This is a genomic window from Curtobacterium flaccumfaciens (assembly GCF_013359815.1).
Classification (GTDB): Bacteria; Actinomycetota; Actinomycetes; order Actinomycetales; family Microbacteriaceae; genus Curtobacterium; species Curtobacterium flaccumfaciens.
Map to the genome: position 1 here is coordinate 16578 of NZ_JABMCF010000029.1, position 19471 is coordinate 36048.

Below are 19471 nucleotides of genomic sequence, written 5' to 3' on the forward strand. Positions count from 1 at the left end.
GGGCATCCCCAGAACGCGGACCACTGACGGCGGGACCGGCCCTGCCGATCTGTCCGGGTGCAGGCCCCGCACCACCAGACCCAGCCCGTCTCGGCCGTGGACGTCGTGTCCGGCCGAACCCCTCCGACAGGAGTCCCGGTGACCTCACCGCGTCCCGCCGTCCGTCCCAGGTCGTTCCGCCGAGCGGCCGTCAGCGCCACCGCCGGCGCACTGACCGCCGCCACGCTGCTGGCGTTCGCCGTCACCCCGGCGCACGCCGCGACCTCGGACACCCCGCGCTCACCGGCCGATCCGACCGCTGCGGTGGCCGCACCGCAGGAACAGCCTGGAGGCTCGTCCCGCGTCGGTCCGGCCGCGGACGGCGTGCAGGTGGGTTCCGGCTCCTACGCGCCGGCCCCGCCGGACGAGATCACGGACATCGCCGACGTGCGGAAGACGCTGGACCAGCGGCTGTACATCGACCCGTCGAAGGCCGGCGAGCCGGTGCCGACGAACCAGTGGTGGACGGACCTGCTGGTCAGCAAGTACTCCGGCGACATGTGGGCGTACCCGTTCGTCTCGTCGAACAGTGCCGCAGGCACGAAGCTCACGATCCCGACGCGGTGGAACAACGACGGCACGGCGATGCGCCTGGAGTCCCCCGTGACGGTGGGCGGGACGGTGGAGCCGACCCCCGACGCGAGCGACCGCACCCTCGCCGACTTCGAGGACGGCCTGCCCGACGGCTGGACCGCGACCGGTGACGCCTTCACCGCCACCGCCACCGGGACGGCCGCCGGGCAGAGCGCGGTCTCCGGGTGGCTCGGCGGACGCTTCCTGAACTCGTTCAGCGACGAGGACGGCGACGGCGCGACCGGCACGCTCACGTCGCCAGCGTTCACGATCGACCGTTCGACCCTGGCGTTCCTGGTCGGCGGTGGCCGGCACCCCGACCACGAAGCCGTGCAGCTCCTGGTCGACGGCGACGTCGTGGCGAGCAGCACCGGGACGGACAGCGAGCAGCTGCGCTGGGACAGCTGGGACGTCTCCGCCCACCGAGGGCAGTCCGCGCAGCTGCGGATCGTCGACGACCTGCGGGCGGGGTGGGCACACGTGCTGGTCGACCAGGTCCTGCTCACCGACGCCCCGGACGGTCTCGCCGACCGCTTCGCGACCACGTTCCGGGCGAAGCAGGCCGATGTGCTCCGCTGGGGCGACTGGAACGTCAGCTGGCGGATGCCGCAGGACGGCCCGGGCGGGCAGTACATGGACGTCACGAGCGTGCAGGGTTCGCCGTACGAGTGGTTCGAGTTCCACGGCATGACCCCGCGCCTCACCCTGCAGGACGGTGCCGAGATCACCGACGGAGACGGCGAACCGCTCGACCTGCCGGTGACGACGGACCGGTTCGAGATCCGCCAGGACGGCCACGTCTTCGGCGTGCACGCCCCCGACGGGACGACCTTCACCCGTGTCGGCAACGCGCTGGAGGCCTCGTCCGGCACGCCCTACCTGGTGCTCAGCGCGGTACCCGAGCAGGGGCTGTCCCTCGACGACCTGCACCGCACCGCGTTCGCGGTCCCCCGCGACACGACGATGACGTACTCGTACGACCCGGCGGCGGCGAACGTCCGCCAGCAGTGGTCGATCCGTACCGACACGCTGCAGGGCGACAACCACGACACCGTGCAGGGCTGGCTGCAGCACCAGTACGCCGACGCCACCACGAACCTGCGCTTCACCGGCGCCACCTACGAGACCCCGCGCGGCACCATGCGGACCACCGTCGGCCACGACGGCTGGACCCTGGACTACGCGTTCACGGGCATCACACCGATCGGTGCCACGCCCGAGGCGGTCGGCGACGACCCGTACTCCGAGGAGGTCATGCGCGAGTACCTGCACGAGTACGCCGCGAAGACGACGTACGGCGGGGACACCTACTGGGGCGGCAAGGACGTCCTGCAGCTCGCCGAGTACATGACGATCGCGCGGCAGATCGGTGCCACCGAGGACGCCCGGACGCTGCAGGACACCCTCGAGCGCGCCCTGACCGACTGGTACACGTACACGGACGGCGAAGCGGAGCACTTCTTCGCGATGTACCCGACGTGGAAGGCCCTGATCGGGTTCGCCGACTCGTACGGGTCGGCCCAGTTCAACGACAACCACTTCCACTACGGGTACTTCGCCGTCGCGACCGCCATGCTCGGCCGGGTCGACCACGAGTGGGTCGCGAAGTACCAGGGCATGGCGACACTCGTCGCGAAGCAGTACGCGAACTGGGACCGCGACGACGCCCGGTTCCCGCACATGCGCACGTTCGGCGTCTGGGAGGGCCGGTCGAACGCCGGTGGCGTGTCGTCACCCGGCGGCAACAACCAGGAGTCGTCGTCCGAGGCGATCCAGTCCGAGGCGGGGCTCTTCCTGCTCGGCTCGGTCCTCGGCGACGACGAGATGCAGGCCGCCGGTGCCGTGCAGTACGTCACCGAGCGGGCCGCCGTCCGCGACTACTGGCAGAACGTCCGCGGCAACCCCGCCTCGGCGTCGTACGACGGCAACGGCGCGTTCCCGGACGAGTACGAGCACGGGCAGGCGGGGATCCTGTTCGACTCCGGGCAGGCCCACGCGACGTACTTCTCCGGCGACCCCGCCTGGATCTCCGGCATCCAGTGGATGCCGATCGCCCCGTGGTTCGACTACTTCGGCTGGGACCCGGGCTTCTCGAAGGCCCTGATGCGCGAGATGATGGTCGCCCGCCCGGAGTCCATCGGGCAGGCCGGCGTCACCGACGGCAACGCGGCACGCATCCAGATGCTCACGAAGAAGTGGTGGGGCGTCGGCAGCTACGGCGACGTGAAGATCACCCGCGACCGCCCGGCCGCGATCGGTGAGCTGCAGGACGCGATCCGCGCGGTCGAGACGAACCACCCCGGGTACATCACCCGACGAACCGCTGCGAACCCCCTGTACGACCCGGCCACCGACACCCTGCTGGTGAGCGTGGAGGACGACGGACGGGTGGTGTTCCCGGACCGGTACTGGACCCCGGAGAACCTGCCCGACTCGCTGGTGCCCACTGAGCTCGACGGTCCCACCGCCGACCGGAAGCCCCAGGACTGGCCGACGCCGTCCCCGCTGATGCCGTTCCTGGTGGACGACTTCCGCGCCGACACCGCGACCATCGACCAGCTGTACGGCGTCGACCTCACCGACCACACCCCGGGCGAGGACACCGAGCACGCCGCGCGGGTGTTCAGCGGCATGGGTGACGCCCTCGGCAACGTCGTGCTCGGGTTCCTCGGGCAGTACGACCCGGACACCTACGCCGACGTGCACGCCGCACTGTGGGCGGCCGACGACCCGGCCGTGACCGGACAGTCGATGGCCGGCCTCGTCTACCACCAGGCGATGTCGAACCGGACCGTCGGCACCGAGGTCACCGACCGGCACACCTCGGACCCGCTCAGCCAGGTGTTCCGCGCACCGGACGGCACGATCAGCTACGTGCTCGACAACCCCGACACCGTGCAGCACACGTACGACGTCTACGAGGGCACCGAGGTGATCGGCCAGATCGCGGTCCCGGCGCAGACGCAGATCACCTCGCACCTGGACGCGCGGCTCACCGAGGTGGTCGTCAGCGCCCCGGGAGCCCCGAAGACGATCGTCCCCGGTGCGACCACGACCTTCACCGCCACCGGCTACGACCAGTACGGCGCCACCGTCGCGCTGGACGACGTCACCTGGTCGACCGACACCGGCACGATCAGCGCCGACGGCGTCCACCGTGCATCGGAGCGCGCGGAGCGGGCGACCGTCACCGCCACGATCGGCGGCGTGCACGGGTCGTACGCCTTCCGGGTCGCACCGGCACCGGTCCTCACCGGGTTCGACGTCACGCCCGGCTTCGACCGGCTCGTCGTCGGGACGCCACAGCGGTTCCGTGCCGCCGGCCACGACCAGTACGGCGACCCGGCGGCCCTGCCCGCCGACGTCACCTGGTCGTACACCGGTGCCGGAAGCGCCGGGAACGACGGCACCGTGACGACCACCGCCGCGGGCTCCGGGTACGTCGTCGCGACCGGTGGCGGTGTCGAGGGCTCGGCGGTCGTCGCCTCGGTGACGTCGATCCCCGACGCCGCAGCGGGTGCCGACGTCGACGCGAGCTCCTCGGACGGCGGGAACGTCGCCGGGAAGGCCGTCGACGGGGATCGCAGCACCCGGTGGGAGAGCGCGCACGGTGTGGACGAGGTCGACTACACGATCGACCTCGGGCGGCTGACCGACGTCGACACCGTGCGGGTGGACTGGGAGAACGCCGCCGCCGCACGGTACGTGCTGCAGGTCCGGGACACCGCCGACGACCCCTGGCGCGACGTGCGGACCGTCGACAAGACCACCGCCGACGCGGACACGGTGGCCGTGGGCGAGACCGCCCGGTTCGTGCGCCTGCACCTGACCGACCGCCTCACCGGGTACGGCTACTCCATCTGGGAGGTGCACGTGTCCGGCACCCCGGCGGCCTCGACCGTCGACGTCGAGGACGTGCTCGTCGCGCCGCGCACCGCGACCGTCCGCACCGGTGACACGGTCCGGATGGTGGCCTACGGGTTCGACCACGACGGGTTCGGCGGGCGGCTCGCCGCGGACCATCCGGAGTGGACCGTCGACGGTGGCGGCGGGGTCGACCCGGACGGTGTCGTCACCGCAGCGGCCGAGGGCGGTGTGACCGCGACGGTCACGGCCACCGTGCCGGGAGCATCCGGGACGGCCACCGTCACGACCCTCGGCGAGGCGACCGACGGTGACGACGACGACGGAACGGCACCCGCCCGCGCTCGCGACGTGGCCGCCGGCAAGCCCGTCACCACCTCGTCGGACGAGCGCGGCGACCTGTCCGGCGGCAATGCGGTGGACGGCGACGCCCGGACCCGGTGGGCGAGCGCAGCACGCGACGGTGAGTGGTTGGCGGTCGACCTCCGGCAGGTCGTGCCGATCGACCAGGTGCAGCTCGACTGGGAGGCCGCGTGGGCCGAGGCCTACCGCGTCCAGGTCCGCGACGACGAAGACGCCCCCTGGCGGACCGTCGCGGAAGAAGCCCACGGGACCGGCGGCGACGTGATCCACCGGCTGGAGGGCGACGACGTCACCGGCCGCTGGGTCCGGGTCGTCGCGGACCGCCGGCACACCGCGTTCGGCGTCTCCCTCTGGGACCTCCGCGTCACCTCGACGCAGGGCGAACCGACGCCGGACCTGGCACGACGGGCGACCGTGTCGTCATCGGCCGACGAGGGGGACGGCGTCCCCGCACGGAACGCCGTGGACGGCGACCCGGGATCGCGCTGGGCGAGCGGGCACACCGACGACCAGTGGCTCGCCGTCGACCTCGGCGCACCGCACCGCCTGCACGGCGCGGTGCTCCGCTGGGAGGACGCCTTCGGACGCTCCTACCGGATCGAGGCGCGGAACGCGGGCGACGACGGGTGGACGACGCTCGCCGCCGAGACCGACGGTGACGGCGGGACCGACCGGCACGCCCTGGACGGCTCGTGGCGGTACGTCCGCGTGCACGGTGTCGAACGGGCGACCCCGTACGGCTACTCGCTGTACGACCTCGAGATCCGGTAGCGCTGACGCCCCCGCTTCACGCACACTCGACCGAACAGCCGACAACCGACGGAGACACGATGTCGCAACCGCTCGAATCGCTCATGCACGCCAACCTGTTCGAGGTGTTCGGGGAACGGGACCCCGAGCGCCGCCGCGCCGCGATAGAGCGGACCTACGCCCCGGACGTTGAGTTCCTGGACCCCGACGAGGTCGTCACCGGCCACGACGCCCTGCACGCCAAGGCGCAGCGCCTGCTCGACGACGCCCCCGGGTTCGTGTTCTCGCCGGCCGGCCCGGTCTACGAGAACCACGGGATGGGGTACCTCGCCTTGCACTTCGGCCCCGAGGGAGCACCGCCCGTCGTGTCCGGCATGGACATCTGCTTCATCGAGGGCGACGTCATCGCGAAGGTCTACACGCTGCTGACCGCCTGACCACCGCCCGCAGGCGGTGGCGATCGGGCGTGAGCGATGCGGTCACCGCGAGCGGCTGACGGACGGGAGGCCCGGTGCCAGCTGGCACCGGGCCTCCAGTCCGCCTGTCGGCACGGCCGATTCGTTGCCTGATCGAGACACCGGTCCGGTCCGTCGTACGGCATGGTTGACCCACCGATGGCAGGCAGGACGGAGCACACGGTGGAACGAGCGGTGGGGTGGGCGAATCCGCGTCCGTGGACGCTGATCGCCGTCGCGGTACTGGTGGGCTGGGCGGTCGTGACGGCACTGCTGTTCCCGGTCACGGGGATGGACGAGCACGAGGGGCCCGGCGACCAGATCTGGCGGACCTCGTCGAGCACGCTCGGAGTGCCGCTCTCGCCGGAGTGGGACGTCCTCGTCTGGCTCGCCGCGCTCGCGCTGGTGCCGGTCGTCGTCGTCGGGCTCGCGTTCCTGCTCCGCCGCCGACGACCGCACACCGCGCCCGTCAGTCCGTCGCCGGGTGGCCCTGTCCGCTGAGGTGTGCGCGGAGCACGTCACGGACACTCGTCCACGACTGCACGCCGTAGCGGTCGTTGTCGACGTGGTGCAGCTGCGCCTGCCCGCTGAACATGCTCACGAAGTACTGCATCCCCTGCCAGGCCGGGAACGTCTCGTCCGGGTCCTTCGACAGGCGCCGGCCGACGGCGCTCATCGCGGACAGGGTGCCGGTGGTGCCGGCCCACTGCAGCCGGAAGCGCTCCCCCGTCAGCTCGCTCATGGTGCGTGCGACGTCGCGTGCGGTGACCTGGTCGCCCGCCATCTCGATCACCCGCGGAGCATCGTCGTCCAGGGCGGCGAGGGCCGTGACGCGGGCGACGTCGTCCTTCGTGGTGAAGTCGAGCACCTGGTCCGCCGACGACCAGAACAGCACGAGCCGACGGCCGGACAGGATCATCGGGGCCTCGCCGGTCAGCAGGTCGGTGAACATGCCGGTCAGGATCGAGGTCGCCTGCACCGGGGCCGCATCGAGGTCGGCGGCGAACTCGCGCCGCAGCTCGAAGTTGCGGTTGGTGCCGGGTGTGATCCGCCGGTAGTCAGCCGAGTAGTCGGACGGGATGAACCGCCGGACGCCCGCCGCCACGGTCGCCGCGAGCAGCGCGCGCTGGGCGTCGACGATCACAGGGCGGGTCCCGCTCACGGCGGAGACCACGACGTCGGCGCCGCTGACGGCCCGGGTCAGGGCCTCGTGGTCGCCGTACTCGGCGGCGACGACGTCGACACGGGGGTCGTCGCCGAAGCGCTCTCCGGCGGTCCTGCTGCCGGGCCGGGTGAGGACCCGGACCCGCACGTCGTGCTGGGTGAGCTCGCGGACGATGCGGTGCCCGAGGTCGCCGGTGGCGCCGGCGACGAGGATGGTGGTGGTCATGGGCGGGGCCTCACTGCAGTGGTGGTCGACGTGGTCGTCGCGGTGCGCCGTCGGGATCGCTCCGGGACGGCGAGGGGGTGCTGGAACGTGGGGTCTGCCTGGTCCGGCCCGGCGGGGCCGAGCCCGGCGGTGAGCGCGACGCGGGCCAGCAGCCGGCGCAGCGTCGTCTGCTCGTCGTCGTCGAGGTGCCGCATGAGCACGTCCTCGGCGCCGCGCAGGGCGGACCGCGTCCGGGCGAGCAGGGCACGCCCGGCGTCGGTGGGGTGGACCTGCCGGACCCGCCGGTCCGTCGGGGCGGGGCGACGTTCGACGAACCCGCCCGCCTCGAGCGCGTCGACGATGTAGGTCATCTGGGTCTTGTCGATCCCGAGGCGCTGCGCGAGCCCGAGTTGCGACGACGGCTCCTCGGTGGTGGTCGCGACGAGCACCTGGTAGCCACGGGGACCCCCCGGCACGTCGGCGACCGCCTCACTGCCCAGCCGTGTGAAGCCCTGGAGCGCCAGCGGCAGCGCCCACCCGAGTTCGGATTCGATGCCCTCGGCACCCCAGTCGATCTCGGGGAGTGCATCGGTCGGCGTCGGACTGTCCATACCGGAGACCGTACCGGAACAAGATCGTCTTGTGCAAAGATCATCTGCGATCAAGACGGACAGCCGTCACGACGCCGAGCACCGAGGACCCCATGTCGGACACCGCAGCCATCACCCCGTTCACCCTCGACGTCCCCCAGGCGGAACTCGACGACCTGCGCCGCCGTCTCCTGACCACCCGCTGGCCCGATGCCGAGACCGTCGAGGACACCTCGCAGGGACCCCGACTCGAGAAGGTCCGCGCCCTCGTCGAACGCTGGACGACGGAGTACGACTGGCGCCGGACCGAGGCGCTGCTGAACGACTGGGGCCAGTACACGACCCACATCGACGGGCTCGAGGTCCACTTCCTGCACGTCCGGTCCGCCGTCCCCGGTGCCCGTCCGCTCCTGCTCACCCACGGCTGGCCCGGTTCCGTCCTGGAGTTCCGCCACGCGATCGGTCCGCTGACCGACCCGGTGGCGCACGGCGGCGACGCGGCGGACGCGTTCCACGTCGTGATCCCGAGCCTGCCCGGGTTCGGCTTCTCCGGGAAGCCGACGACGACCGGGTGGAACACCGCCCGGACCGCGAGGGCCTGGTCGGTGCTGATGTCCCGGCTCGGGTACGCGGACTGGTTCGCCCAGGGCGGCGACCTCGGCGCCACCGTCACCGCGGAGCTCGCGGCCCTGCAGGCCGCCGGGGACATCGGGCTCGCCGGGATCCACCTCAACATGGCGCTGTTCATGCCGACCGACGACGAAGCCCGGAACGCCTCCCCCGACGAGCAGGTCATGCTGCAGGAGAGCGGCCACTACTGGCGGGAGCTGTCGGCCTACTCGCAGCAGATGTCGACCCGCCCGCAGACCATCGGGTACTCGTTGGCGGACTCCCCCGTCGGGCTGGCGTCGTGGATCTACGCGATGTTCCAGGACGTCGGCGGCTCCCACGACGAACACGGCGATGCCGAACGGCTCTTCCCGCTCGACGAGATCATCGACGACGTCATGCTGTACTGGCTGCCGAACACCGCTGCGTCCTCGGCGCGCGTCTACTGGGAGGCGACGCGGACCGGCTGGGCCACTCCCGGGACGGTCGAGGAACCGCTGACCCTGCCGGTCGGGCTGAGTATCATGCCCGGCGAGTACGTCCGCCGGTCGCGCCGCTGGGCAGCGCGCCGGTACACGGACCTGGTGTTCTTCAACGAGGTCGCGCGCGGCGGGCACTTCGCGATGCTCGAACAGCCGGAGCTGCTCGTCGACGACGTCCGTGCGACGTTCCGCGGGCTCCGGTGACGGCGACCGAGCGGATCACCAGCAGCAGGGCGTAGCCGATCATCACGCCGCCCAGCGTCGGCACGAGCCAGGCGCGCGCGTCGCCCGCGACGGCGGTGTTCACGAACCCCAGGCCGGGGATCGAGTACCAGACCCGGCCCATGACCTGCGCGGCGACCACCCGTTCGGGATCGACGGCGGAGTTGTTGTCGCCCTTGAACGTGAACAGACGGCGGCCGTCGGCCCCGATCGCGACGGCGACCACCCGGTGCGAGATCACGCCGGGCCGGTCGACCCGGATCTGGTAGGTGACGATGTCGCCGACACCGATGTCCGAGGGGTCCACCGGGCGGACGACCGCCAGCGTGCCCGGTGGCATCCCCGGTTCCATCGAGCTCGTCAGCACGGTGAGCGGCACCGAACCGGTGATCCGCGGCACCAGGATCGCCAGCGCCGCGAGCCCGACCACGACGATCAGGAGCAGGACCGCGGCCGTCTGCCCCAGCAGCCGGAGGGCGCTCGACCAGCGGGCGCCCTGCGGCTGCGGCTGCGGCTCCGACTCCGACTCCGACTCCGACTGCGGCACTGCGGTCGTCACGACGTGGCCCGGAGGGAGAACAGCTGGAGTCCGGACGTGCTGCAGTCGGCGACCGTCATCGGGTTGGTGGTGGCGGACCCGTTCGACGCCGTCAGGCAGAGGTCGTTCCGGTTGCGGAACCGGAAGAGCCCGGTGCCCGCGCCGACCGCTTCGGCCGTCCACTTCTGGGCACTGATGTCGTTGTCGGGTCGGAGCAGGGCGGAGCGGTAGCTCGGGGCGTCCCAGTACAGCGACGGGTTCGCCGGTGACGTGATCCGGAGCCAGGCGTCCTCGGGCGTGAAGTGCCAGGTCTGCGCCGCGCTGGTCGTGCAGGTCGTCGTGGTGATCGGTGAGCCGGACGCCGACCCACCACTCGCGACGCACGTGCCGGTGGCGTCGTTCCGCAGGACGTACCGGCTCGTGGACGTGTACCAGCCGGTGGCGTGCTGGATGCCCTGGGACGCCGGCGACGCGTGGCCACCCGTCCCGCTGGCGACCGCTCGCACCGTGTACGCGTAGTACTTCGAGACCTGCAGACCGGTGTCGGTGAAGGACCGGACGGACGCCGACGTCACGCTGACCAGGACGCCGTCCCGGTACACGGCGTAGGAACCGATGCCGCTGGCGTCCGCGGGCGCTGCCCAGGTGACCGTGATGCTGCTGTCGCTCTCGGCGGTCTTCGACGGCACCGACGGGGTGACGGTGTCGGCGACGCTCTGGGCGGCGCGGGCGTGCGCGGTGCCGACCCAGGCCCCCTGGCGGGCGGTGACGGTCGCGTCGAGGGTGGTCGAGCCTCCGGAGAGGTCGAAGCGCTGGCCCTGGCTGACCGAGGTCCGCACACAGGTCGAACGGCTCGCGCCGGCGGCGAGGGCGGCGACCACGGGGGCGGTCGTCGTGCCCGAACCGGTGACCGCGGCACTCGACGGAGCACCGGAGCAGGGGTTGGCGTTCGTGGACTGCCAGATGTCGACCCGGACGGCGCTCGACACCGCTGACCCGGCGGTCGCCGCGAGCGAGAGCGAGGTGGTGGCGGGGACGGACCCCGAGTTCGACACCGTGACGAGCGCCGTGTGGGACAGCGCGGCCGAGGAGTACGTGGTGGCGAGGTCCTCGACCCCGCGGATGCCGACCGAGACGGAGCCGGTCGTCGCGGCGGCCCGGACGGACTGTGCCGGGGCGGTCCACGTCGCCCACGCCGTCCCGCCGCTCACGAGTTCGAGCACGACGACCGCGGCGGCCGTCGCTCCGAGCAGAAGCACGCGTCGACGTGGAGTGCGGTCGGTCATGATCCTGCCTGCGTCCCGCTGATGGTCGTGGTGAAGTCGGTGGAGAGGCCCTGCTGCGATGCGGCTGCGTCGGCCGGCATCGCGACGGCGAGACAGAGGACGACGGCGGCGCCCGGGGGCAGCGCGATGCCCGCGGACCGCGGCGAGGTCGAGTCGAGCGTGCCGGACCACGTGGGGCGCACGCTGCCTGCCCGGCACACGGCCGCCGACGTCGCAGCGCCGACGGTCACCCGCAGGTCACTGCGGACGCCGGAGGCCGACGTCGTCGTGCCGGCTCGCGCCATCGCGACGCCGAGGTCGAGGGGGACGTCACCGGTGTTGGTCGCGGTGACCACGCCGAACTCGGTGGCACCGGGGTAGAGGGGTGCGGACGGCAGCGCGAGACCGCTCAGCGACAGGTCCGCGGACCCGGCGGTGATCGTCGCGGGCTCGGTCGAGGACCGGGCGCTGAGGAGGGCGAACGTGCCACCGTCGGTGGAGATGGCGACGACCGCCACGATCCCCACCGCGGCGACGGCGAGCAACGTCGCCGTCGGCCAGCCGGTCATCGCGCCCCCTCGGCGCCGGCGGTTCACGCCTGGGTCAGGGTCACGGCGATGGCGTCGAGGTCGACCGACCCGTTCTGCGTGCCGTCCTCGACACCGGGGGTGGTGCTCTTCGGGAAGGCGATGGTCACGCCGACGCGGACGTCCTGCTGCGAGCCGGTCTGCCCGGTCACCGTGTACGGCGCAGCGGCACCGGAGACCCCGTCACCGGACGCGGTGAGCACCGCGTTCGCCGACAGGTACTTCGCCAGTGCGACGTCCGCCGGGGCCGACGTCGAGGTGGCCTCGACCGATGCCGGGTCCACGGCCAGGGTGGCCTTCAGGCCCTTGCCGTTCGCGGTGACGACCATGTCCTGCGAGTAGGTGACGACGTCGCCCGGCACGATCGGGTAGCCGTCCAGCGTCGAGAGCGGCGACCCGCCGTTGACGGTCCAGCTCGCCGCTTGCGTGGTCGGCTTGATCGAGAGTGCGCCGGCGACGATGGTGCCCCCGGCGGTCTCGGCGCTGGAGTTCCAGAGCGCGAACGTGCCGGCGCCTCCGAGCAGGAGGGCGACGCCCGCTGCGCCGATGATCGAGGCGGTGATGATCTTCTTCATGATGTGCTCTCTGCGACGTCGAACGTCGGATCTGCGTCGACCACGGGCGGGCGGACAGCTCGATGAGCTGCCGGCAGCCAGGCCCCGGGGAAGGGCGCGGCGCATCGACCGGAGAACGTGGTGCTCGACCTGCTGGGAGCGGCAAGTGCAGGAGACGAAGCCCTGCGAGCAGGGACCCGCCGACGGCCGGTCGTGCTGCTTCGCTGAGTATGACATGACAATTCCCCGCGTGCCGATCTGCGCGCAGACACAGGCGGACTGGCAGGTTGACACACCCTCACGTGCCCACCCAGAGGCGAAAGCCTTGTGGACACGAGTAGATACCGCTACTCTCCGATAGTGCGAATATCTGAACTTGCCCGAGCGGCGTCCACGCCGGTCACCGCCGTCAAGTACTACCAACGCGAAGGCCTGCTGCCTCCCGGTGAGAAGTCGGCTCCGAACCAGACCTCCTACGCCGACCGGCACATCGAACGGGTCCGGCTCGTCCGGGCACTCCTGGAGACCGGCGGACTCTCGGTCGCCGTCACGAAGCAGGTCCTGGCCGTGCTCGACGCCGAGGCCGCACCGCTGGCCGAGGTCTTCGCCGTCGCCCAGCACGCGTTGACCACGCCGCGGTCGCCCGTGTCCGAGGCGACCCCGGAGGCCCGTGCCCGGATCGAGAGCCGGGTGTCGGCCGCGGGCTGGTGCGCCACGTCGGACAACCCCGGACTCGAGACCGCGGCTCGGGCGCTCGACGGGCTGCGCACCATCGGGTTCGACGCCCCGGACGACTACCTCGACGCCTACGTGTCGGCAGCGGCGAGCGCGGCACGTGCCGACGTCGCCGCGCTGCAGGACCGCGACGGCCGGACCGCGATGGCGGAGTTGATGGTGATCGGCACCGTCCTCGGCGATCCGCTCTTCGCAGGACTCCGGCGCCTGGCGCAGCAGGACGCCACCCACGACCTGTTCCCCGTCGCCGAGACGGACGAGGCCGGCGCATGACCGCTCCGCTGCACGTCGTCCTGGGCGGCAACGGTGTCGTCGGGCGCGAGACGCTCCGAGCCCTCCGCGAGCACGACGTCGCCGCCGTGTCCGTCGGCCGGCGCCCGTCGACACCAGCAACGGCAGGCAACGACGAGAGCGAGAGCGCCGACGCCCGCACCGACCACGTCATCGCCGACCTGCTCGACCCCACCGCGGTCCGCCGCGCACTGCACGGTGCCGACGTCGCGTACCTCGTCGCCGGCCTGCCGTACTCGTCGGGGGTCTGGGCCGACCAGTGGCCGCGGATCGTCGACAACACCGTCGAGGCAGCCCTGGCCGAGGGCGCCCACCTGGTCTACCTCGACAACGTCTACGCCTACGGCCGCGTGTCCGGGCCGATGACCGAGGCGACCCCGATCAACCCCTCCGGCCGGAAGGGTGCGGTGCGCGCGGCCGCCCTCGAACAGCTGCGGACCGCGGCCGACCGCGGACTGGTCGTCACCATCGGGCGGAGCGCCGACTTCACCGGCCCCGGGGCGACGACGAGCGTGTTCAACGGGTTCGTCGTCGACAGGATCGCCGCCGGCAAGCGGCCGACCTGGCTGCTCGACGCCGACCAGCCGCACTCCCTCACCGCCACGACCGACATCGGCGACGCGCTCGTGGTCCTCGGCACCGACGACCGTGCGACGGGCCGGACCTGGCACCTGCCGACCGCCCCGGCGCTGACCGGGCGGCAGTACGTCGAGCTCGCCGGGGTACCCGCCGCTCGCACGGCCGTGATGTCGTCGGCCACGCTGCGCTTCGGTGCGCTGTTCAACACGTCCGCCCGCGAGACGCTCGAGCTGCGGTACCAGTACACCGACCCCTACGTCTTCGACTCGTCGGCGTTCGAGCAGACCTTCGGCGTGCACCCGACCCCCACCGCCGACGTGGTGGCCGCCGCCTTGCTGCACGCCCGGAGCGTGACCCGGTGATCGCCGCCGTCCGCCGAGCGGTCGCGTGGCATCCGGCGCTCATGGCCGTCGCCGGCCTGATGGTCGTGTCCACCGCGGTCTGCCTCGTCGGACTCGTCGTGGATCCCCGGACCATCCTCGGGGCGCCGGCGTGGGCGAAGCCCCTGAAGTTCTCGCTGTCGATCCTGCTCTACGCCGTCACGTGGGCGTGGCTCATCGCCCACCTGCCGAAGTGGCGGACGCTGGCTCGCCGACTCGGCACCGTGGTCGCCGTGGCCCTGGTGGTGGAACAGGTGCTCATCGCGTGGGCCGCCGCCACCGGCACGACGAGTCACTTCAACGTGTCGAACAGCGTGCACCTGGTGGTGTGGGCGGTGATGGCGGTGGCGATCACGACGCTCTACCTCTGCACCTTCGTCACCTCGATCGCCCTGTTCTTCCTGCGTCTGCCGACCCCGGCGGTGACGATCGCCGTCCGGGCCGGTGCCGTCATCACACTCGGCGGCATCGGGGTCGCGTTCCTGATGACCGGCCCGACCCCCACACAGCTCACCGCGCCCGACGGGATCGTCGGCGCCCACACCGTCGGGATCGCGGACGGCGGACCCGGGGTACCGCTGCTCGGGTGGAGCACCGTCGGCGGCGACTACCGGGTCGCCCACTTCGTCGGCCTGCACGCCCTGCAGGTGCTCCCGCTGGTGGCGCTCCTGGTCGCCGCCGCGGGTCGGCGACTGCCGTGGCTGGCGGACCCGACCACGCAGGTGCGGATCGTGGTCGTCGTCGCGGTCGCGTGGGCGGCGGGCACCGTGCTCCTCACCGTGCAGGCCGCGGTCGGACAGTCGGTGGTCCACCCCGCCGGCGCGGTGGGCGCGGTGGCGTGGTCACTCGTCGTGCTCGCCGCAACTGCGAGCGCGGCCGTGCTGCTCCGTGCCCGCCTGCTCCGTGCCCGCACCGCTCCGGCGGCGCGACTGCACTGACGGATCAGCGGACCCGGAGCCCTCGGGAGATCAGGTCGGCGGCAGCACGGGCTTCCGTCGCCCACCCGGGGCGATCGATCCCGGCCCCGATGCCGTGCAGCAGCATGAGCACCGTCCCGGGGGCGACGTCGGACCGGATGGTGCCGTCGGCAGCAGCGCGCGCCAGCAGCTCGGCGAGCGTCCGCTCCAGGTCTCCCCCGCCCTCGGCCTGCGTGGTGGCGTCGACGACGGCGGCGAGGGTGCGCGCGAGCCCCGCGTGGTCGACCACGTACTCCACGAACCCGTGCAGGAAGTCGTCGAGGCTCTCGGCCGCTGGTCGCGTCGAGTCACGAGCACGGCGGCAGAGGACGTCGACCTCACCCCGGTAGACCGCAGCCGCCAGCGCTTCGCGTGTCGGGAAGTGTCGGTAGAGGGTGCCGACGCCGACTCCCGCGCGTCCGGCGAAGTCGTCGAACCGGAGCTGCTCGTCACGCTCGAACGCCGTCCGGGCAGCGGCCACGATCGCGTCACGGTTCCGACGGGCGTCGGCGCGCATCGGCTTCTCGGCAGGCAGGGGTTCCTCGACCGACATGGAGCCTCCTTGACAAGTGGAAACAATCTCCATATCGTCCAAGTGGAGATCGTCTCCAGACTAGCGGACAGGTGCCTGATGCGGATCCTCATGCTCGGACGGGGCGTCATCGCCACGATCTACGGCCAGGCCTTCCAGCACTCCGGGCACCAGGTCGACCACCTGGTGCGGCCCGGGCGCGCTGCCGAGTACGGCGACACCGTGCAGACCGACGTCATCGACGGCCGCCGCGGCCCCCTGGGTCGGCGGACCCGATCGACGTCGCCGACGCGGCTGGTCGAGTCGATCGACACGGACGACGAGTACGACCTCGTCGCCCTCAGCGTGGGCCACCACCGGCTGCAGGAGGCCGTGGCCACCCTGGCACCGCACATCGGCGACGCCACGGTGCTGGTCCTCGGCAACGTGTGGGACGAACCCCTCGCCGCGGTCGCACCGCTCGCCGCGGACCGGGTGCTGTTCGGGTTCCCGGGCGCCGGCGGCGGGTTCGACGCCGACGGGGTCCTGCACGGTGCCGTCCTCCGTTCGGTCCGGCTCGGGACGAGCGGCACGGCTCCGGACCGGCGGGAGCTGGTGCGGTCGGTGTTCCAGCGGGCGGGGTTCACCGTGCAGGACGAGGACGACATCCGTGGCTGGCTGTGGCTGCACTTCGTGCTCGACGCCGGCATGTTCGCGCAGGCCCTGCAGAGCGGTGGCCTGGCGACGATGGTCGGGGACCGGCAGGCGCTCCGCGAGGCGTTCCTGACCGGCCGCGAGCTCCTCCCGGTCCTGGAGGCACGGGGCGTCGACCTCTCCCGACACCGCTCCACGACCCTGCCCGTCCGGCTGCCGGGGACGACGGCAACGCTCGTCGCCGCGGCCACGGCGCTCGTCCCGATCGCGCGGGCGAGCCTCGCCGCGCACGACGACCCGACCGCCGCCGAACCCCTCGCGGTCCTCGAGGACGTCCGGCGCACCGCCGCCGCCCTGGGCATCCCGACCCCGCGCCTCGACCGGACGGCGCGACGCGTCTGACGACCGGTGCGGGCCGTGGACGCGACCCCCCACGGACTGGAGGCCCGGTGCCAGCTGGCACCGTGCCTCCAGGCCGTCACGGCGAGCGTTCCGGGCCCGCCCGTTACGCTGTCCCCGTGTCAGAGCCGCGCCGCAGTCCGGGGAACCAAGCTTCACTGCGTGAAGCCAACCGGGGCCGGGTCGTCAGCGCGGTGAAGCGGCACGGCGGGCTGACGCAGGTCGAGCTCGCCGGGGTGACCGGGCTCTCCCCCGCGACCGTCTCGAACATCGTCAAGGAACTCGTCGCGACCGGTGCCCTGCACGCGACGCCGAGCACCTCGAGCGGCCGACGGGCGCTCCGCGTGACCCTGCCGCACGGCCTCGGGCTGGTCGCCGGGGTGCACGTCTCGCCGCGGCACCTGCGGCTCGCACTGTCGGACCTGAACGGCGCCGTCCTGGCCGAGCGGCACATGCCCCTGGCCCGGGACCACCGGGCCGACGCCGAGCTCGACAAGACTGCACTGCTCGTGCTGGACATGGTGGAGTCCATCGAGTCGTCGATGGACGAGGTGCTCGCCGTCGGCTTGGCCGTGGCCGCCCCGATCGACGCCCGCAGCGGGATGACGGCGCGTGGCGGGATCCTGCGGGGTTGGGACGGCATCGCGCTCGGCCAGTCGCTCGCCCGGCGGATGGACAAGCCCGTGCAGGTCGACAACTCCGCCAACCTCGCCGCCCTGGCGGAACACCGGAGCGGGGCGGCCCGCGGCCGCGACACCGTGGTGACGCTCGACGTCGGCAACGGCATCGGCGCCGGACTCGTGCTCGGCGGGCACCTGTTCCGCGGGCACCACGGCATCGCCGGCGAGTTCGGACACACACCCGTCCTGCCGAACGGACCCCTGTGCCGGTGCGGGAACCGCGGGTGCCTCGAGGCGATCGCCGGCGCACCCGCGGTGCTCGAGGGCGTCCGCGACGAGGTCGGCACCCTCAAGCTGGCGGACCTGATCCTGCGCGCGATGGGCGGCGACCAGGTCTGCATGCGCGCCGTGGCCGACGCCGGGCGCGCGATCGGTTCGGCAGCGGTGGGACTCTGCAACGTCCTCGACCCGGAGCGGGTGGTGGTCACCGGCGAGTTCGCGCGTGCCGGAGAGCTCCTGCTCGGGCCGATGCGGCAGACCCTCGAGTCGTCACTGATCGTCGACGTGGACGGCACGCCGGACGTGGTGCAGGGGCAGCTCGGCGAGAAGGCCTCGGTGACCGGCGCGCTGGCCCTGGCGATCGAGGCCGTGGACGTGACGCGCGCACGCTAGGCGGAGACGCGCCGGGGCGCTCCGTGCTGCACCGACCGCGCCACCCGCGCCCTCCGGATAACGTTTTCGTCACGGCGCGCGGTCCTTGCGTTCAACTCTTGCAGCCAAGAACGCTCGCTGTCACACTCAGGGCACCGCCGATGGGGGCGGTCCACTGTTGGAGGACGTTTCAATGAAGAAATCCACCACACGAGCGATGCTGGGCGTCAGCGCCCTGCTGCTCGCGATCACCACCCTGGCGGGCTGTTCCAACGGCGCGGACGCCGGGACCGGTTCCGGCGGAGGCGGCGGCGACGCGTCGAAGGCCAAGATCGGCCTGCTCCTGCCCGACTCCGTCACCGCCCGCTACGCCAGCGCCGACCGCCCGCTCTTCACCGCCGAGGTGAAGAAGCAGTGCAGCGGCTGCTCGGTCATCTACGCGAACGCCGACGGCGACGCGTCGAAGCAGCTGCAGCAGGCCCAGTCGATGCTCACGCAGGGCGTCAAGGTCCTGGTCCTCGACCCGTTCGACGGCGAGGCCGCAGCGTCCATCGTCCAGCAGGCGAAGGCCAAGAAGGTGCCGGTGATCTCCTACGACCGGCTCATCAACAGCCCCGACCTGAGCTACTACATCTCGTTCGACAACGAGAAGGTCGGTGAGCTGCAGGGCCAGGCACTCGTCGACGCCCTCAAGGCGAAGAAGGTCCCGGAGGGCTCGGGCATCATCATGGTGAACGGCTCCCCCACCGACAACAACGCCTCGCAGTTCAAGAAGGGCGCCCACTCGGTCATCGACGACAGCGGCTACGAGGTGCTCGCCGAGTACGACACCCCCGGATGGGACCCCGCCAAGGCGCAGGACTGGGCAGCCGGCCAGATCAGCAAGCTCGGCAAGGACAAGATCACCGGCGTCTACGCGGCGAACGACGACACCGGCGGCGGCGTCATCGCGGCCCTGAAGTCGGCCGGCGTCACCGAGCTCCCGCCCGTCACCGGGCAGGACGCCTCGCTCGCGGGCATCCAGCGGATCCTCGCCGGTGAGCAGTACATGACGGTCTACAAGGCCTTCAAGCCCGAGGCGTCGAAGGCTGCCGATCTGGCGATCCAGTTCGCGAAGGGTGAGACCCCGAAGGGCGACACCACCGTCGACACCGCCGGCGGCGCCAGCGTCCAGTCGACGCTGCTCGACCCGGTCGCCGTCACCACGGACAACGTCCAGTCGACGGTGGTCAAGGACGGCCTGTACGAGGTGTCGAAGATCTGCACCGCGCAGTACAAGGCAGCCTGCGACAGCGCCGGCATCAAGTAGGTCCGACACCCTCTGCCCGCCCGGTCCGACTGCGGACCGGGCGGGCCTCACCGATCGAGGACGACACCCGTGAGCACGACACCCGTGAGCAACGCGTCACCAGCAGCACACCCCTCCGCCGACCCG

The 19471-nt window shown here is 72.1% G+C and carries 17 protein-coding genes; 10 read left to right on the top strand and 7 right to left on the bottom strand.

Features of this window, described 5'->3' with window-relative positions; all coding sequences use genetic code 11:
* Positions 1-138: 138 nt before the first annotated feature.
* The 3 genes from HP445_RS01645 (at position 139) to HP445_RS01655 (ending at position 6545) form a co-directional block, all read left to right on the top strand.
* Positions 139-5610: a discoidin domain-containing protein gene (locus tag HP445_RS01645; RefSeq protein WP_128781391.1), complete on the top strand. Its 5472-nt coding sequence runs from the start codon at positions 139-141 to the stop codon at positions 5608-5610.
* Positions 5611-5669: 59 nt separating this feature from the next.
* On the top strand, positions 5670-6026 hold the full coding sequence (locus tag HP445_RS01650; RefSeq protein WP_241660467.1) for a nuclear transport factor 2 family protein: 357 nt from the start codon (positions 5670-5672) through the stop codon (positions 6024-6026).
* Positions 6027-6203: 177 nt separating this feature from the next.
* Positions 6204-6545 (top strand): hypothetical protein, encoded by a 342-nt coding sequence (locus HP445_RS01655; RefSeq protein WP_128781390.1) that lies wholly within the window; start codon positions 6204-6206, stop codon positions 6543-6545.
* Here HP445_RS01655 and HP445_RS01660 read toward each other — a convergent pair.
* Both HP445_RS01660 and HP445_RS01665 read right to left on the bottom strand, forming a co-directional pair.
* On the bottom strand, positions 6514-7434 hold the full coding sequence (locus HP445_RS01660) for an NmrA family NAD(P)-binding protein (RefSeq protein WP_128781389.1): 921 nt from the start codon (positions 7432-7434) through the stop codon (positions 6514-6516). The two genes, HP445_RS01655 and HP445_RS01660, sit on opposite strands and share 32 nt — an antisense overlap.
* Positions 7431-8024, bottom strand: a complete 594-nt coding sequence (locus tag HP445_RS01665) for a MarR family winged helix-turn-helix transcriptional regulator (RefSeq protein WP_128781388.1) — start codon at positions 8022-8024, stop codon at positions 7431-7433. Before HP445_RS01665 ends, HP445_RS01660 begins: the two co-directional genes overlap by 4 nt.
* Before the next feature lie 92 nt (positions 8025-8116).
* On the opposite strand from HP445_RS01665, the gene HP445_RS01670 reads away from it, so the two are divergent.
* A complete protein-coding gene (locus tag HP445_RS01670) occupies positions 8117-9298 on the top strand; it encodes an epoxide hydrolase family protein (RefSeq protein ID WP_128781387.1) in 1182 nt (393 codons plus the stop codon).
* Here the strand turns inward: HP445_RS01670 and HP445_RS01675 are convergent.
* Genes HP445_RS01675 through HP445_RS01690 form a run of 4 tightly spaced genes read right to left on the bottom strand, consistent with a single transcriptional unit; the run spans position 9204 to position 12281 of the window.
* The gene (locus HP445_RS01675; RefSeq protein WP_164941250.1) at positions 9204-9875 is read right to left on the bottom strand and encodes a signal peptidase I; all 672 of its coding nucleotides are present in this window, start codon (positions 9873-9875) and stop codon (positions 9204-9206) included. The two genes, HP445_RS01670 and HP445_RS01675, sit on opposite strands and share 95 nt — an antisense overlap.
* Positions 9872-11140 carry an RICIN domain-containing protein gene (locus HP445_RS01680; RefSeq protein WP_128781385.1) on the bottom strand — a complete coding sequence of 423 codons (1269 nt, stop codon included), beginning with the start codon at positions 11138-11140 and terminating at the stop codon, positions 9872-9874. Before HP445_RS01680 ends, HP445_RS01675 begins: the two co-directional genes overlap by 4 nt.
* Positions 11137-11688 (bottom strand): hypothetical protein, encoded by a 552-nt coding sequence (locus HP445_RS01685; protein ID WP_128781384.1) that lies wholly within the window; start codon positions 11686-11688, stop codon positions 11137-11139. Before HP445_RS01685 ends, HP445_RS01680 begins: the two co-directional genes overlap by 4 nt.
* A 23-nt stretch (positions 11689-11711) precedes the next feature.
* Positions 11712-12281: an alternate-type signal peptide domain-containing protein gene (locus HP445_RS01690; protein ID WP_111033128.1), complete on the bottom strand. Its 570-nt coding sequence runs from the start codon at positions 12279-12281 to the stop codon at positions 11712-11714.
* Between the two features lie 339 nt (positions 12282-12620).
* Between HP445_RS01690 and HP445_RS01695 the strand changes: the two genes are divergently transcribed.
* Genes HP445_RS01695 through HP445_RS01705 form a run of 3 tightly spaced genes read left to right on the top strand, consistent with a single transcriptional unit; the run spans position 12621 to position 15183 of the window.
* The gene (locus HP445_RS01695; protein WP_128781382.1) at positions 12621-13268 is read left to right on the top strand and encodes a MerR family transcriptional regulator; all 648 of its coding nucleotides are present in this window, start codon (positions 12621-12623) and stop codon (positions 13266-13268) included.
* Positions 13265-14227, top strand: a complete 963-nt coding sequence (locus tag HP445_RS01700) for an NAD-dependent epimerase/dehydratase family protein (protein WP_128781381.1) — start codon at positions 13265-13267, stop codon at positions 14225-14227. The genes HP445_RS01695 and HP445_RS01700 overlap by 4 nt, the downstream gene beginning before the upstream one ends.
* On the top strand, positions 14224-15183 hold the full coding sequence (locus HP445_RS01705) for a hypothetical protein (RefSeq protein ID WP_241660466.1): 960 nt from the start codon (positions 14224-14226) through the stop codon (positions 15181-15183). The genes HP445_RS01700 and HP445_RS01705 overlap by 4 nt, the downstream gene beginning before the upstream one ends.
* A gap of 4 nt (positions 15184-15187) precedes the next feature.
* Here HP445_RS01705 and HP445_RS01710 read toward each other — a convergent pair whose 3' ends face one another.
* Entirely contained in the window at positions 15188-15754 is a 567-nt protein-coding gene (locus tag HP445_RS01710) for a TetR/AcrR family transcriptional regulator (protein WP_128781380.1), read from the bottom strand.
* Between the two features lie 78 nt (positions 15755-15832).
* Here HP445_RS01710 and HP445_RS01715 point away from each other — a divergent pair, with 78 nt between their 5' ends.
* The 3 genes from HP445_RS01715 to HP445_RS01725 all read left to right on the top strand — a co-directional run bounded on the left by HP445_RS01715 (position 15833) and on the right by HP445_RS01725 (position 19345).
* Positions 15833-16768, top strand: a complete 936-nt coding sequence (locus HP445_RS01715; protein ID WP_128781379.1) for a ketopantoate reductase family protein — start codon at positions 15833-15835, stop codon at positions 16766-16768.
* A 116-nt stretch (positions 16769-16884) separates the two neighbouring features.
* Positions 16885-18057 (top strand): ROK family transcriptional regulator, encoded by a 1173-nt coding sequence (locus tag HP445_RS01720; protein WP_128781378.1) that lies wholly within the window; start codon positions 16885-16887, stop codon positions 18055-18057.
* A gap of 172 nt (positions 18058-18229) precedes the next feature.
* Positions 18230-19345 carry a sugar ABC transporter substrate-binding protein gene (locus HP445_RS01725; RefSeq protein ID WP_071404280.1) on the top strand — a complete coding sequence of 372 codons (1116 nt, stop codon included), beginning with the start codon at positions 18230-18232 and terminating at the stop codon, positions 19343-19345.
* Positions 19346-19471: the final 126 nt, after the last annotated feature.

Bases quoted from the DNA above. Each gene is read 5' to 3' on its own strand.
- HP445_RS01650 (WP_241660467.1), top strand. From the start codon at position 5,670: ATGTCGCAACCGCTCGAATCGCTCATGCACGCCAACCTGTTCGAGGTG.
- HP445_RS01655 (WP_128781390.1), top strand. From the start codon at position 6,204: ATGGCAGGCAGGACGGAGCACACGGTGGAACGAGCGGTGGGGTGGGCG.
- HP445_RS01660 (WP_128781389.1), bottom strand. From the start codon at position 7,434: ATGACCACCACCATCCTCGTCGCCGGCGCCACCGGCGACCTCGGGCAC.
- HP445_RS01665 (WP_128781388.1), bottom strand. From the start codon at position 8,024: ATGGACAGTCCGACGCCGACCGATGCACTCCCCGAGATCGACTGGGGT.
- HP445_RS01670 (WP_128781387.1), top strand. From the start codon at position 8,117: ATGTCGGACACCGCAGCCATCACCCCGTTCACCCTCGACGTCCCCCAG.
- HP445_RS01680 (WP_128781385.1), bottom strand. From the start codon at position 11,140: ATGACCGACCGCACTCCACGTCGACGCGTGCTTCTGCTCGGAGCGACG.
- HP445_RS01685 (WP_128781384.1), bottom strand. From the start codon at position 11,688: ATGACCGGCTGGCCGACGGCGACGTTGCTCGCCGTCGCCGCGGTGGGG.
- HP445_RS01690 (WP_111033128.1), bottom strand. From the start codon at position 12,281: ATGAAGAAGATCATCACCGCCTCGATCATCGGCGCAGCGGGCGTCGCC.
- HP445_RS01700 (WP_128781381.1), top strand. From the start codon at position 13,265: ATGACCGCTCCGCTGCACGTCGTCCTGGGCGGCAACGGTGTCGTCGGG.
- HP445_RS01710 (WP_128781380.1), bottom strand. From the start codon at position 15,754: ATGTCGGTCGAGGAACCCCTGCCTGCCGAGAAGCCGATGCGCGCCGAC.
- HP445_RS01715 (WP_128781379.1), top strand. From the start codon at position 15,833: ATGCGGATCCTCATGCTCGGACGGGGCGTCATCGCCACGATCTACGGC.
- HP445_RS01725 (WP_071404280.1), top strand. From the start codon at position 18,230: ATGAAGAAATCCACCACACGAGCGATGCTGGGCGTCAGCGCCCTGCTG.